This window comes from Friedmanniella luteola, assembly GCF_900105065.1.
GTDB lineage: Bacteria > Actinomycetota > Actinomycetes > Propionibacteriales > Propionibacteriaceae > Microlunatus > Microlunatus luteolus.
This window is the reverse complement of sequence record NZ_LT629749.1, coordinates 654641-667427: the sequence shown is the minus strand read 5'-3', so window position 1 is coordinate 667427 and position 12787 is coordinate 654641. Positions and strand designations below refer to the sequence as shown.

The window sequence follows — 12787 nt, the reverse complement described above, 5'->3', positions numbered from 1 at the left end:
CGCCGGCTGTGGTGCCGGACACGCGCGACGCCGCCGCCCCGGTCGGGACGGCGGCGTCGCGGGAGCTCAGGAGGTGAAGGCGTCCTTGACGTCCTTCGCCGCGTCCTTGGCGTGCTCGCCGGCCTGCTTGACCTGCGCCTCGCTCTGGTCCGCGCGGCCCTCTGCCTGGAGGTCGACGTCGTCGGTGGCGTCGCCGGTCGCCTCCTTGGCCTTGCCGGCCAGTTCCTCGGCCTTGTTCTTCGCCTTGTCAGCCAGACTCATCTGCAGCTCCCTCCGTCGGGTCCGCGGCGGTGATCCGTCGTGGTGGGACCACCGTAGGCCGGTGACCGGAGCGCCCGACCTGCCGACCCTGGCCACCCGGCCGTCCGCGCCGGTCGCGGTTGTCGGGGGCGCTTCCTAGACTGGCCCGGTGCAGACCCAGACCGGGGCCGGGGACCGCAGCCGCGCCCGCACCCGGACCCCCGACGCCGCTCCGGGCGCCGACGCGCTGCTGGCGCCCGGACCCCGGCGGACGCTGCTCGCGGGGCTGGTGGTGCTGGTCACGGTGGGGCTGGCCGTGGGGCTGCTCGGGGTCACCGGCGAGCTGGCGGCCGGTGTCGCGGGCTTCGACGCCGGGGCGGCCGTCCGCTACGGGCTGCCCCTGGTGCGCGCCGTGCACGACCTGGCCGCGGCCCTCACCGTCGGGCTGCTGTTCACGGCCGCCTGGTTCGTGGCCCCCGGGCCCGGCACCCGGCCCGACCGGCTGAGCGGCGCCCGCCGCGCCACCGCGAAGGCCGCCGTCGGGGCCGGGCTGGTGTGGCTGGCCTGCGGCGTCCTGCTCATCGCCCTCACCGCCGCCGACGTCTCGGGGCTGCCGCTCGGCTCGCCGGGCTCGACGGGCATCGCCTTCTCCTTCGTCTCCCAGGTCGACCTCGGCCGCTCGCTGCTGGCCAGCGCCCTCGTCGTCGCCGTGCTGGTCAACCTCGTCATGCTGGCCACCCGGGTGACCACGCTGGTCTGGGCGTCGGTGCTGAGCCTGGTCGCCCTGCTGCCGCTGGCCCTGGCGGGGCACTCCGCCGGCAGCGCTGACCACATGAACTCCGTCGACAGCCTCGCGCTGCACCTGCTCGGCGTCTGCCTGTGGGTGGGCGGGCTGGGCGCGCTGGTGCTCACCGGCCGGCGCCTGGGCGCCCAGCTGCCGGTGGTCGCGGCCCGCTACTCGACGCTCGCGCTGTGGTGCTTCGTCGTCGTGGCCCTGTCCGGGCTGGTGAACGCCGTGCTCCGGGTGGGCTCGGTGGACCGGCTGGGCACCACCTACGGGCTGCTCGTCGTGGGCAAGGTGGTCGGTCTCGGCCTGCTGGGCGTCGCCGGCTGGCAGCACCGGCGGGTGAGCCTGCGCCGGCTCACCACCGACGGCCGGGGGTTCGCGCGGCTGGCCGCCGTCGAGCTGGTGGTGATGGGCGCCACGACGGGCCTCGCCGTCGCGCTCTCCCGCTCGGCTCCGCCGGTGCCGGAGGTCGGCAGCGACCCGGTCGCCGCCCTGCTCGGCTACCCGCTGCCGCCCCCGGTGACCGTCGCGCGCTACCTGACCGCGTTCCACGCCGAGACCCTCTGGCTGGCCGTCGCCGCGCTGATGCTGGGCCTCTACGCGGCCGGCGTCGTCCGGATGGTCCGCCGCGGGGACCGCTGGCCGGTGCTCCGCACGGTCTCCTGGGTGGCCGGCTGCCTGCTGCTGGTCTTCCTCACCAGCGGCGGGCCCGGGGTCTACGGCCGGGTGCACTTCAGCACGCACATGCTCCAGCACATGACGCTGATGGTGCCGGTGCCGATGCTGCTGGTCCTCGGCGCGCCGATCACCCTCGCCATGCGGACGCTGGCCCCCCGCCGGGACGGCAGCTTCGGCCCGCGCGAGCTGCTGCTCACGCTGGTCCACGCCCGGGTGCTGGGCGTCCTCGGGCAGCCGCTGGTCGCGGCCGCCCTGTTCACCGGCAGCCTGGTCGTCTTCTACTACACGCGGCTGTTCGAGCTGGCCATGTTCACCCACACGGGCCACGTGCTGATGGTGGCCCACTTCCTGCTCAGCGGGTACCTGTTCGTCTGGTCCCTGGTCGGCATCGACCCGGGACCGCAGCGCCCGGCCTACCCCTTCCGGCTGGTGCTGCTGCTGGTGACGCTGGGCTTCCACGCGTTCTTCGGCATCTCGCTCATGTCGTCGGGGACACTGCTGGCGCCCGACTGGTGGCACGCGCTCGGCTACACCGACGACGCGGCCCTGCTGGCGGACCAGCAGACCGGTGGCGGCATCGCCTGGGGCCTGGGCGACATCCCGTCGCTGCTGCTGGGGCTGGCGCTCGTCGTCGGCTGGGTCCGCAGCGACGCCCAGGAGACCAGGCGCCTGGACCGGCAGGCCGACCGCGACGACGACGCCGAGCTGCGCGCCTACAACGAGCGGCTGGGCGCGCTGTCCCGCCCCCGCGAGCAGGGATGACCGGGCCGGGCGGTCACCGTCCCCTGGCCGGGCCCGTCCGTGCGCTGCGCGCCGGGGTGCTGGGGACGACGTCCCTGGGCCTGGCGCTCGGCGGCCACCTGGCCGCCGGCGGGGCTCGTCCCGCGCTGACGCTGCTGCTGGTCTGCGCCGGCCTGCTCGGGCTGACCGCCGTGACCGCCACCGCCCGCCGGGTCAGGCTCCCCCTGCTGGTGCCCCTGCTCGGGGTCCAGCAGGCGCTGCTCCACCTCGTCTTCGACGCCGGCTCCGGCGCCGCCGCGTGCGGCGCCGTCGACCAGCACGCCGGCCACGCGGCCGGCGCCGCGCTCAGCTGCGCGCCCGGCACCGTCGCGATGACGATGCCCGGCTGGCCGATGACCCTGGCCCACGTCCTCGCCACGCTGGCCACCGCGTGGCTGCTGCTGCGCGGCGAGGACGCCCTCTGGGCCCTCGCCGACCGGGCGGTGCGCGCCGCCGCCGCCGCGCCGACCCGCCGTCGCCCTCGCGCCGTCGTCCGGCGGGTCGCGCCCCTGCCGGCGCTGGTCGCCGTCAGCGCTCTCTCCCCCGCCGCCCCGCGCGGCCCTCCGGTCCCGGTCGCTCCCTGACCCCTCGGGCCGCCGCGGCGCCCGGCCCTCCCGGCCGGACCGCGGCCGTGTCCGCACTGCCGACCGAAGGACTCCCATGACCACCCGCACCCCCTCCACCCGACCCCGGGGGACCGCCCTGGCCGGTGCCGCCCTCGCCGGCGGCCTCCTGGTGAGCCCGCTCGCAGCGACCCCGGCCGACGCCCACGTCCGCGTGGTCGCCGACGCCGACGCCACCAGCGGCGGCTACAGCGTCCTCACCTTCCGCGTGCCCAACGAGTCCGACGAGGCCTCGACCACCCGGGTGGTCGTCGAGCTCCCGCAGGACACGCCGCTCAGCTCCGTCCGCACCCGCCCCGTGCCGGGCTGGACGGTGACCGTCGCCCGCGCCCCGCTGCCGAGCCCCGTCGAGGTCGGCGGGGCGACGCTGACCGAGGCGCCCCGGACCGTCACCTGGACGGCGCAGGGCGACGCGGCCGTCGGGCCCGACCAGTACCAGGACTTCGCCCTCGCCGTGGGCCCGCTGCCGGCGCCCGGCGAGGTGCTGCTGCCCGTCACCCAGACCTACTCCGACGGCGAGGTGGTCCGCTGGGACGAGCCGGTCCCGGCGTCCGGCGAGGAGCCGGAGCACCCCGCCCCGGTCCTGGCCGTCGCGGCCGCGGCGGAGGGCGACGACCACCACGGCGCCGGCCCCGGCACCGGCCCCGGCACCGGCACGGGGGCCGCGGCCGCCGTGACCACCGCGGACGGCACCGCCCGCTGGCTCGGCGGAGCGGGCCTGGCCGTCGCCGTCCTCGCGGCGGCGGCCGCCGGGGTGGCGCTGGGCACCGTCCGGGCCGGACGCCGGCGATGACGGGACGGCGCCGGGGGCGCGGGGCGGCGGCACTCGTGCTCGCGCTGGTGCTGGGCGTGCTCACGGCGGGCCCCGCCGCCGCGCACACCCACCTGGTCAGCTCCGACCCGGCCGACGGCACCGTCGTCGACCGCACCCCCGGCGCCGTCGTCCTCACCCTCACCGAACCGGCGGCCGCGCTGGGCACCCAGGTGGTGGTCACCGGGCCGGACGGCCTGGCCTCCACGGGTGCCGCCCGGCTGGTCGACGCGACGGTGCAGCAGTCCCTGGTGCCGGGCGCCCCGGCGGGGGCCTACACCGTGGACTGGCGGGTGACCTCCGCCGACGGCCACCCGATCACCGGGCAGCTCACGTTCACCTCCGCCGCAGCGGGGACGGGTGAGTACAGCGGCCCCGCGGAGCCCGCCTCGCCGGCGGGTGGTGACGGCGTCCCGGCCTGGGGCTGGCTGCTGCTGGCCCTCGGGCTGCTGGCCGCCGCGGGGGTGCTGGCGGTGCTGCGCCGACGGCGGGCGGGTCCGCAGGACTGAGGGCCCGGCTCAGACCGCGACGACCATCTTCCCGGTGTTCTCCCCGCGCAGCATCCCGAGGAAGGCGTCGACGGTCCGGTCGAGGCCCGGGACGACGGTCTCGTCGTAGGTCAGCTCCCCCGACCGGAGCCAGCCGCCGACCTCGGCCGCGAAGGCGGCCCCGTGCTCGGCGGCGTACCAGCTGACGATGAACCCCTGCAGCAGCAGCCCCTTGCCGACCAGCTGGGAGAGGTTGCGCGGCCCGGGCGGCGGCTCGGTCGCGTTGTAGACCGAGATGGCCCCGCAGAGCGCGGCCCGCCCACCCCGGTTGAACACCTCGATCGCGGCCTCCAGGTGGTCACCGCCCACGTTGTCGAAGTAGACGTCGATGCCCTCAGGCGCCGCGGCCGCCAGCTGCTCGACGACCGGCCCGTCGCGGTAGTTGAACCCCGCGTCGAAGCCGTAGCGCTCGGTGAGCAGGGCCACCTTCTCAGCCGACCCGGCGCTGCCGACCACCCGCCCGGCCCCGCGCAGCCGGGCGATCTGGCCGGCCACGGAGCCGACGGCGCCGGCCGCCCCGGACACGAAGACGGTGTCGCCGGGCTGCATCCGGGCCACGACCAGCAGGCCCACCCAGGCGGTCATGCTGGTCATCCCCAGCACCCCGAGGTGCACCGAGGACGGCAGCCCCTCGACCGGCTCGACCCGCCGGAACCCGGCCGCCGGACCCTGGGCGACGTCGCGCCAGCCCCGGTCGTGGCTGACCAGGTCACCGACCGCCAGCGCGTCGGAGTGGGAGGCGACCACCCGGCCCACCGCCCCGCCGGTCAGCGCCTCGCCCAGCCCGAACGGGGCGACGTAGGACTTCGCGTCGTTCATCCGGCCGCGCATGTACGGGTCGACCGAGACGAACTCGTTGGCCACCCGGACCTCGCCCTCGGCCAGGGGCGCCAGCTCGACCTCGACGAGCCGGAAGTCCTCGGGCGCCGGCCAGCCCGACGGGCGGGAGACCAGCTCCCACTGGCGGCTGACGGCGGTCTCGGTCGTGCTGCTCACAGGAAGGTCCTCGGGGTCGGGCGGGTGCGGGTGGTCGACGCTACGCCGCCCCAGGCGGCTCGCTCCAACCCCGCCGACGGCGCGAGGAGCGGCGTTGCTCCGAGGGGCATCACCTGACCAGCTGGTTGAGGACCCCCGAGGCGAAGTAGACGACGAAGGCGCCGGCGACGACCCACATCAGCGGGTGCAGCTGCCGGGCCTTGCCGCGGGCCACCTTGAGCACGACGTAGCTGATGAACCCGGCGCCGATGCCGATGGTGATCGAGAAGGTGAACGGCATCAGGGCCAGGGTGAGGAAGGCGGGCAGGCCCTCCTCGACGTCGTCGAAGTCGATCTTGGTGATCTGGCTCATCATCAGGAAGCCGACGAAGACCAGGGCGGGGGTCACGGCCTCGGACGGGACGATGTTGACCAGCGGCGCGAAGAACATGGCCAGCAGGAAGCCGATCCCGGTGACCACCGACGCCAGCCCGGTGCGCGCCCCCTCGCCGACCCCGGCGACCGACTCGACGTAGGAGGTGTTGGACGAGACCGACCCGAGGCCGCCCGCCGCGGCCGCGACGGAGTCGACCATCAGGACCGCCCCGAGGTGCGGCGGCGTGCCGTGCTCGTCCAGCAGGTCGCCCTCGGCGCCGACGGCGACGACGGTGCCCATGGTGTCGAAGAAGTCGGCGAGCAGCAGCGAGAAGACCAGCAGCGCCAGCGGGATGAACAGGTGGGCCTGGAAGCCCCCGGCGAACGAGGGACCGAAGGCGCCGAGGACGTCGACGTCCCCGATCAGGGACAGGTCGGGCACCGAGACGATGCCGTTGAGGCTCGGCACGTTGAGCGCCCAGCCGGTCGGGTTGTCGGCCGTCTTGGGCCCGGCCTTCGCGACCAGCTCGATGAGCACGGCCACGACGGTCGCGCCGATGATGGAGATCAGCAGCGCCCCGCGGACCCGCCGGGCGTAGAGCACGGCCACGGCGAACAGCCCCAGGACGAAGACCAGCATCGGCCAGCCGAGGATCGAGCCGCCCACGCCGAGCTCGACGGGGACGCTGCCCTCGGGCTTGCGGACGATGCCGCCGTCGACCAGTCCGACGAAGACGATGAACAGGCCGATGCCGATGGAGATGCCGCTGCGGAGCGAGCGGGGGACGGCGCGGAAGACGGCGGTCCGGAAGCCCGTCAGCACCAGCAGGGCGATGAGGACGCCCTCGACGACGATCAGGCCCATGGCCTGCGGCCAGGTCATCAGGGGGGCGATGGTGAAGGCGAGCAGGGCGTTGATGCCCAGCCCGGCGGCGATGCCGATCGGGAAGCGGCCGACGACACCCATGAGGATCGTCATCAGCCCGGCGACCAGCGCGGTCGCCCCGGCGACCAGCGTGATGGTGGCGTCGACGTTGGCGCCCAGCACCTGACCGCCGCCGTCGAGGTAGGGCAGCCCGCCCAGCAGGTTGCCGGCCCCGTCCGGCGCCGTCCCGATGATCAGGGGGTTCAGCGCCAGGATGTAGGCCATGGTGAAGAAGGTGACCAGGCCGCCCCGCACCTCGCGGGCCACGGTGGAGCCGCGCGCGGTGATGCCGAAGTAGGCGTCGACCCCGCTGACGGGCCGGCTGATGGCGGTGGCGCTCGGCGCCGACTTGGGAGACCTCTGGACCATGACGGCATCGTAGGATCTCGGCTGTGACCCCTCCGACGTCCTCGTCCCCGGCGGGACGGCCCGAGCACCACCACCGCCTCGTGCAGGCGCCGGTGCCCGCGGTCGACGTCGACGGGCTGCGGGTGGTCGCGGTCGGGACGGTCCTGTTCGCCGTCGCCGCCGTGCTGACCGGGCTCCGGCGCGACCAGCTGGTCGCGGCCGGCCACGAGGACTGGTTCGGGGTCTGCGTCAGCGGCGCCGGCCTGGGTCTGCTCGGGCTCCTCTACTGCTGGAACCGGGTGCGCCAGCGCCGCTCGGCCCCGGCCACCCCGAACCGCTGAGCCGTCGCCGGTTCCGCGACGCCCGGGCGGCCGTCCCCAGCGGTTCCCGCGACCTCAGAGGTCGGCGGCGTCCAGGCCGGAGAGGACCTTCTCCAGCAGCGCGGCGAGCTGGTCGACCTCGGTGTCGGTGAGGGACTCCAGCAGGTCGGACTCCACCAGGTCGGACTCGCGGATCGCGGCCGCGTAGAGCGCGTAGCCGGCGTCGGAGAGCTGGACCAGCACCCGGGTCCGGTTCGAGGGGTCGGGCGTCCGGGTGATCAGCCCGCGCTCCACCATCCGGTCCAGCCGGTGCGTCATCGACGACGGCGCCACGTTGGCCGCGCCGGCCAGGTGGCTGGGGGTCAGCGGGGTGTCCTCACCGCTCCGGGCGAGCTCGCTGAGCACGGCCCACTCCCCCGTGGAGACGTCGATGTCGGCCAGCTGCCGGTCGTACCACTGGTCCAGCCGGCGGGACAGCCGGTGCACGGCGGTGGTGACGCGCTGGACCGACTCGTCGGCCCCGGCCGCCACGAACGCGGCGACCGCGCGGCGGACCTCCTCGATCTCCGAGCGCTTCGCCGCCCTCGCCCTGGCCATGCCCCTGCCCGCCGGGTCGCTCAGTCGAAGAGGGAGACGGGCTCGTCCCACTCGATGGTCTCCCAGACCGGCGGGGGCAGCTCCTCCGCCGGCTCCAGGGGCGGCACGCTGGAGTGGGCCCCGCAGCCGTGGTCGACGCTCACCACCCGGCCGTCGGAGGGCGAGAAGGCGTTGCCGCACGCCCCGAAGAGCACGCCCATGCCCCCCTGCAGCCGCAGGAAGAACCCGCAGGTCTCGCACGGACCGGGAGCCTGCTTGGACATCGGGTTCTCGGGGCCGCCGTCGCCCGCGAGCCACCGCTCGGCGGCCTCGTCCCGACCGGTGCGGCTGAGCACGCGCTCACGGCCGAGGCCGAGCTCGGCGACGACGGCGCGGGCCTGCGTCGCCTCGGCCGGGTCGGTGTCCGCGGCGCGCTCACCGCCGGTGTAGCCCGGCTCCAGCCGCGGGTCCTCCGCCGGGGTCGGCATCAGCAGGCCGGGGGTGACGTCGCCGGGCTGGATCCGGTCGGCCCACGGCAGCCACTCCTGCGCCAGCAGGGCGCCCTCGGCGGGCAGCAGCACCACCTCGTCGAGGGTCACCACCTTGGCGCGCGAGGCCCGGGCGACCGTCACCGACCAGCGCCAGCCGCGGTAGGCCGGGTGGGGGCACGCGAAGAAGTGGCTGAGCACGCGCTCGGCGTCGGCGTGGTGGCCGAGGTACTCCCCGACGCCCATCTCCCCGGCCGTCTCGACGGCCGCCTCGCGCGCGAGGTCGACGGCTGCCAGGCAGATCGCGTCGGGCTTGGTGGTGCGGGTGCTGGGAGCCATGGGTCCATTCTGGCAGCGGGGCGGTGGCCGCCGCGCACGGCGACCGGGGAGGGTGCGGCGAGCGGGGCTAGAGCTCCAGCTCGTCGGCGACGGCGCGGAGCACGGTGGCCACCTGGGTGGCCGTGCGGGACTCCGGGTGCCGGCCGCGCCGGTAGCCGTTGCCGAGCCCGTCGAGCATCTTGATCAGGTCCTCGACGATGACCGTCATCGACTCCGGCGGCTTGCGGAGAGCCTTGGACAGCGACGGCGGGGCCTCGAGGACGCGCAGCGAGAGCGCCTGCTCGCCCTTGCGGCCCTCGACGACGCCGAACTCGACCTTCTGGCCGGCCTTGAGGCTGGTGACGCCGGGGGGCAGTGCGGTGGCGCGCACGTACACGTCCCCGCCCTCGTCCTTGGTCAGGAAGCCGAAGCCCTTCTCGGCGTCGTAGAACCTCACCTTGCCAACAGGCACGTCTGTCCTCAGTCTCGCGTCGTCGCCGGGGGCGCCCGGCTCGGTCATCAGCCCGCAAGCCTAGCCGCATCGCGGGGGGCGCCCAACCGGGTTCGCGCCGGCCGCAGCCGCTCGGCGGGAGCCCGTCACGGCGCCCCGGGACGCCGCTACCGGCGGGCGCGGTCCTGCGGCGAGGCGTGCGGTCCCAGCGGGAGGTTGACGATGGCCCGGCTGAGCGCCTCGACCGGCTCCCGGGGCGAGCGGGGGTTGTCCACCAGGGCCATCTCGACGTCGGGCAGCGGCGGCAGGTCGAACCGACCGGAGAGGATCCGCAGGTCCCCGGGCACCCGGCTCTGCGCCAGCACGCAGATGCCGATGCCCGCCCGGGTGGCGGCCAGCACACCGTTGATCTCACGGGTGTTGCAGGTGATCCGCCAGGTGCGGTGCGCCTGCTCCAGCGAGTCGATCGCGGCCGAGCGGCTGAGGCTCGGCGCGTGGTAGGTGATGACGGGGACGGGGTGGTCCGGTTCCAGCTGCAGCCGGTCGATGCCCACCCAGACCAGCCGGTCCCGCCGGACCAGGGTGCCGCGGCCGAGGTCGGCCTCCTGGTTGATGAAGACGAGGTCGAGGTGGTTGGCCGTCAGGCGCCGGACCAGCGTGCCGCTCTGGGTGACGGTCAGCTCCAGGTTGATCCGGGGGTAGAGCTGTCGGAACTCGCGCAGGATGGTGGGCAGCTCGCTGAGCGCCAGCTCGTCGGCGGCCCCGAAGCGGAGCCGGCCGCTCATCGCGGAGCCGGTGAAGTAGGCGACGGCCTCGTCGTTCGCGGCCAGGATCGTCCGGGCGAAGCCGGCCATGGCCTGGCCGTTGTCGGTCAGCGCGACGGTGCGGGTGTCCCGCCGCAGGAGCTGGCGCTTGCAGGCCTCCTCCAGCCGTCGGACGTGCTGGGACACGGTGGGCTGGCTCAGCCCCAGCTGCTCCGCGGCGCGGGTGAAGCTGAGCCCCGTGGCCACCGTCAAGAAGGTGCGCAGCAGCACCGGGTCGAAGTTCGTCTCCCCCGCCATCGCCCGCTCCTTCCGCGCACTCATTGCGAAACGCAATGAGAAATATAGCGTCGATACTCCCGTCGAATAAAGCCGGGCTATCGTACGTTGAGACGGTCGACTCAGCGACGAGCCGAACTTCCCCGTGAGCCCCCGTGCTCCGTGCCGTCCTCGCATCGCTGAATTGGGTGAACCCTGTGTCCGCGGCCACCGCTGAACACGCCCCGACGTCCACGTCGACCCCGCCGTCCGCTCCCCCCACGAGCCCCGCCGCCCGCTCGCGCCGTCCCTGGCCGCGTGCGCTGGCCGCGCTGGAGGTGCGCGACTACCGGCTCTACCTCTCCTCGCAGATGGTGGCGACGACGGGCCTGTGGATGCAGCGCATCGCGCAGGACTGGCTGGTGCTGGAGCTGACCGGCAGCGTCACCGCCGTCGGGGTCGCCGTCGCGCTGCAGTTCCTGCCCGTGCTGCTCTTCGGGATGTGGGGCGGCGTGCTCGCCGACCGCTACCCGAAGCGCACCATCTTGATCGTCACCCAGTCCACGGCCGCCCTGATGGCGGCGACGCTGGGCACCCTGGCGCTCACGGGCACCATCCAGGCCTGGCACGTCTTCGTCGTCGCCGCGGCGCTGGGCTTCGTGACCGTGGTGGACAACCCCACCCGGCAGGTCTTCGTGTCCGAGCTGGTCGGGCACACCCACATCCGCAACGCCGTCAGCCTCAACTCCTCGGTCTTCCAGCTCGGCGCCCTCGTCGGCCCGGCGGCCTCCGGTGCGCTGATCAGCGCCGTCGGCCAGGGCTGGTCGTTCCTGCTCAACGCCGCGTCCTGCCTGCTGGTGGTGACGATGGTGGCGATCATCCGCCCGACCGCCGCACCGGCCCTCGCGCCCGGCGGCCAGAAGAGCCAGCTGCGGGACGGCCTGCGCTACATCCGCCGCACGTCGGAGGTGGGCTGGTCGATCGTGCTCGCCGCGGCCATCGGCGTGTTCGGGCTCAACATGCCGGTCATCCTGGCGGCCTTCGCCGACCACGTGTTCACGGCCGGCGTCGCCGGTTACAGCCTCTTCAACTCCCTGACCGCGGTCGGCGCGCTGACCGGGGCGATCCTGTCGGCCCGCCGCCAGGCCAGCCCCCGGCTCCGGGTGCTCACCACCACCCTGGTGGCCCTGGGCGTCATGTTGATGATCGCCTCGCTCGCCCCGAGCCTGTGGGTGTTCGGCCTGGTCCTGGTCTTCGTCGGGTTCTGCACCCTGCAGTTCCTGACCGGCGCCAACTCCCTGGTCCAGACCACCTGCACGCCGGCCGTCCGCGGCCGCGTGATGAGCGTCTACCTCATGGTGCTGCTGGGCGGCCAGGCGATCGGCGGCCCCGCCGTCGGCTGGCTGGTGGACCACATCGGCGCCCGCGAGAGCATGCTGGCCTGCGGCGCGATGGTCGCCCTGGTCTCGACGGCCGCCGGCCTGGCCATGGCGCGGCGCTCGCACCTGACGCTCGAGGTCACGGTCCGCCGCGGCACCGGCCGGCTGCCGGTGCACATCGTGCCCTCCGACCACTGAGCGCACGGCACGACCGGGGCGGCTCGACCCGCCAACCTAGGATGGGAGCCATGGCCACCTGGGAGGACGGACCGGAGTACGCGCCGCTCGAGCGCCCGGCCGCGTTCACCTCCCCGGTCGTCGAGCCGCTCGACCCGGCCCCGCCGCACGTCCAGCCCGCCGCCGGCGCCCCCGCGGAGCGGCCCCTCTTCGCCGGCCCGGCCGCCCCGGTGGCCCCGTTGGCGGCGCTCGTCCCCGTGGTCGCCGACGTCCGCGACCCGGAGCGGCCCTTCGAGGTCGTCTCCAGCAACCTGACCTCCGGCGGCGCCTGGGGCTCGGCGCACGGGGGCGCGGGCTCGGGGCACGGCGGGCTGCCGACGGGGCCCCTGGCCGCAGCCCCGCCGCCCGCACCGGTCGCCCTGCCCGGGACCGCCTACCTCCCCGAGGCCCTGCCAGCCCCGGCGCCCGTCGCACCGCAGCAGTGGCCCGAGCCCGCCCCGGTGCCCGGCGGCTACCCGCCGCCCGCGCCCGGGGCGTACCCCTCCCCCGGCACCCCGCAGTGGTTCGGCCCGGGACCCTACGGCGAGCAGCCGGCGGCCGGCCGGGTGGACGCCCGCCGGGTGCTCGACGCCGCGACGCCGGGCCTGCTGATCGTGCTCGGCGTGGGCGCCGTCGTCTTCGTCCTCGCCCCCGTGATGGTGGCGGTCGCCTTCGCGCTCCGCTCCCGGGTGCGCGCCGCGCAGCACCAGGTCCGCCGGACCCTGGCCGTCGCCCTCGGCGCGGTCGGCTTCTTCGCCTTCGTCGGCCTGGTGCGGCTGCCGCTGGACTTCAGCGCGTGGTGGTCGTTCGTCGGCGTCTGGGCGCTGCTGATCTGCTGGGCCACGCTCATCACGGTGGTCGCGCTGGTGCACCGGGCCCTCAAGCGCGGGCCGGTGGCCCCGCCGTCCTACCCCAACCCCTGGCGCTGAG

At 75.3% G+C, this 12787-nt stretch carries 14 protein-coding genes; 7 read left to right on the top strand and 7 right to left on the bottom strand.

The annotated features are described in order from the left end of the window. Window positions 1–66: 66 nt before the first annotated feature. Window positions 67–261 (bottom strand): CsbD family protein, encoded by a 195-nt coding sequence (locus BLT72_RS03115; RefSeq protein ID WP_091410033.1) that lies wholly within the window; start codon window positions 259–261, stop codon window positions 67–69. 148 nt (window positions 262–409) lie between these two features. Between BLT72_RS03115 and BLT72_RS03110 the strand changes: the two genes are divergently transcribed. The 4 genes from BLT72_RS03110 (at window position 410) to BLT72_RS03095 (ending at window position 4428) form a co-directional block, all read left to right on the top strand. Next, on the top strand, window positions 410–2467 hold the full coding sequence (locus tag BLT72_RS03110) for a bifunctional copper resistance protein CopD/cytochrome c oxidase assembly protein (protein WP_197677187.1): 2058 nt from the start codon (window positions 410–412) through the stop codon (window positions 2465–2467). Beyond that, window positions 2464–3069, top strand: a complete 606-nt coding sequence (locus tag BLT72_RS03105) for a hypothetical protein (RefSeq protein ID WP_091410029.1) — start codon at window positions 2464–2466, stop codon at window positions 3067–3069. Before BLT72_RS03110 ends, BLT72_RS03105 begins: the two co-directional genes overlap by 4 nt. A 76-nt stretch (window positions 3070–3145) precedes the next feature. Continuing rightward, a complete protein-coding gene (locus tag BLT72_RS03100; RefSeq protein ID WP_091410026.1) occupies window positions 3146–3901 on the top strand; it encodes a YcnI family copper-binding membrane protein in 756 nt (251 codons plus the stop codon). Then, a complete protein-coding gene (locus BLT72_RS03095; protein ID WP_091410024.1) occupies window positions 3898–4428 on the top strand; it encodes a copper resistance CopC family protein in 531 nt (176 codons plus the stop codon). Before BLT72_RS03100 ends, BLT72_RS03095 begins: the two co-directional genes overlap by 4 nt. A 9-nt stretch (window positions 4429–4437) precedes the next feature. Here BLT72_RS03095 and BLT72_RS03090 read toward each other — a convergent pair whose 3' ends face one another. Together BLT72_RS03090 and BLT72_RS03085 are read right to left on the bottom strand one after the other, a co-directional pair. After that, complete coding sequence (locus BLT72_RS03090) at window positions 4438–5463, bottom strand: NADP-dependent oxidoreductase (protein WP_091410020.1); 1026 nt, start codon at window positions 5461–5463, stop codon at window positions 4438–4440. Window positions 5464–5572: 109 nt separating this feature from the next. Further along, entirely contained in the window at window positions 5573–7111 is a 1539-nt protein-coding gene (locus BLT72_RS03085; RefSeq protein ID WP_091410018.1) for an NCS2 family permease, read from the bottom strand. A 23-nt stretch (window positions 7112–7134) separates the two neighbouring features. On the opposite strand from BLT72_RS03085, the gene BLT72_RS03080 reads away from it, so the two are divergent. Beyond that, complete coding sequence (locus tag BLT72_RS03080) at window positions 7135–7431, top strand: DUF2530 domain-containing protein (protein WP_157720271.1); 297 nt, start codon at window positions 7135–7137, stop codon at window positions 7429–7431. A gap of 54 nt (window positions 7432–7485) precedes the next feature. On the opposite strand, the gene BLT72_RS03075 is transcribed toward BLT72_RS03080, so the two are convergent. The 4 genes from BLT72_RS03075 to BLT72_RS03060 form a co-directional block, all read right to left on the bottom strand. Next, window positions 7486–8007 (bottom strand): MarR family winged helix-turn-helix transcriptional regulator, encoded by a 522-nt coding sequence (locus BLT72_RS03075; protein ID WP_091410011.1) that lies wholly within the window; start codon window positions 8005–8007, stop codon window positions 7486–7488. A gap of 20 nt (window positions 8008–8027) precedes the next feature. Then, window positions 8028–8813: a DUF3027 domain-containing protein gene (locus tag BLT72_RS03070; RefSeq protein ID WP_091410008.1), complete on the bottom strand. Its 786-nt coding sequence runs from the start codon at window positions 8811–8813 to the stop codon at window positions 8028–8030. 67 nt (window positions 8814–8880) lie between these two features. After that, window positions 8881–9264, bottom strand: a complete 384-nt coding sequence (locus tag BLT72_RS03065; RefSeq protein WP_091410005.1) for a cold-shock protein — start codon at window positions 9262–9264, stop codon at window positions 8881–8883. 146 nt (window positions 9265–9410) lie between these two features. After that, window positions 9411–10304, bottom strand: coding sequence for a LysR substrate-binding domain-containing protein (locus tag BLT72_RS03060; protein WP_091410002.1), 894 nt, complete (start codon window positions 10302–10304; stop codon window positions 9411–9413). Window positions 10305–10471: 167 nt separating this feature from the next. Between BLT72_RS03060 and BLT72_RS03055 the strand changes: the two genes are divergently transcribed. Both BLT72_RS03055 and BLT72_RS22465 read left to right on the top strand, forming a co-directional pair. Then, window positions 10472–11839 (top strand): MFS transporter, encoded by a 1368-nt coding sequence (locus tag BLT72_RS03055; RefSeq protein ID WP_231930294.1) that lies wholly within the window; start codon window positions 10472–10474, stop codon window positions 11837–11839. Between the two features lie 50 nt (window positions 11840–11889). Continuing rightward, window positions 11890–12786, top strand: a complete 897-nt coding sequence (locus BLT72_RS22465; protein WP_172826013.1) for a hypothetical protein — start codon at window positions 11890–11892, stop codon at window positions 12784–12786. Window position 12787: the final 1 nt, after the last annotated feature.

Excerpts from the sequence above, each read along its gene's own strand:
- BLT72_RS03115 (WP_091410033.1), bottom strand. The coding sequence starts at position 261 with ATGAGTCTGGCTGACAAGGCGAAGAACAAGGCCGAGGAACTGGCCGGC.
- BLT72_RS03105 (WP_091410029.1), top strand. The coding sequence starts at position 2,464 with ATGACCGGGCCGGGCGGTCACCGTCCCCTGGCCGGGCCCGTCCGTGCG.
- BLT72_RS03100 (WP_091410026.1), top strand. The coding sequence starts at position 3,146 with ATGACCACCCGCACCCCCTCCACCCGACCCCGGGGGACCGCCCTGGCC.
- BLT72_RS03095 (WP_091410024.1), top strand. The coding sequence starts at position 3,898 with ATGACGGGACGGCGCCGGGGGCGCGGGGCGGCGGCACTCGTGCTCGCG.
- BLT72_RS03085 (WP_091410018.1), bottom strand. The coding sequence starts at position 7,111 with ATGGTCCAGAGGTCTCCCAAGTCGGCGCCGAGCGCCACCGCCATCAGC.
- BLT72_RS03075 (WP_091410011.1), bottom strand. The coding sequence starts at position 8,007 with ATGGCCAGGGCGAGGGCGGCGAAGCGCTCGGAGATCGAGGAGGTCCGC.
- BLT72_RS03070 (WP_091410008.1), bottom strand. The coding sequence starts at position 8,813 with ATGGCTCCCAGCACCCGCACCACCAAGCCCGACGCGATCTGCCTGGCA.
- BLT72_RS03060 (WP_091410002.1), bottom strand. The coding sequence starts at position 10,304 with ATGGCGGGGGAGACGAACTTCGACCCGGTGCTGCTGCGCACCTTCTTG.
- BLT72_RS22465 (WP_172826013.1), top strand. The coding sequence starts at position 11,890 with ATGGCCACCTGGGAGGACGGACCGGAGTACGCGCCGCTCGAGCGCCCG.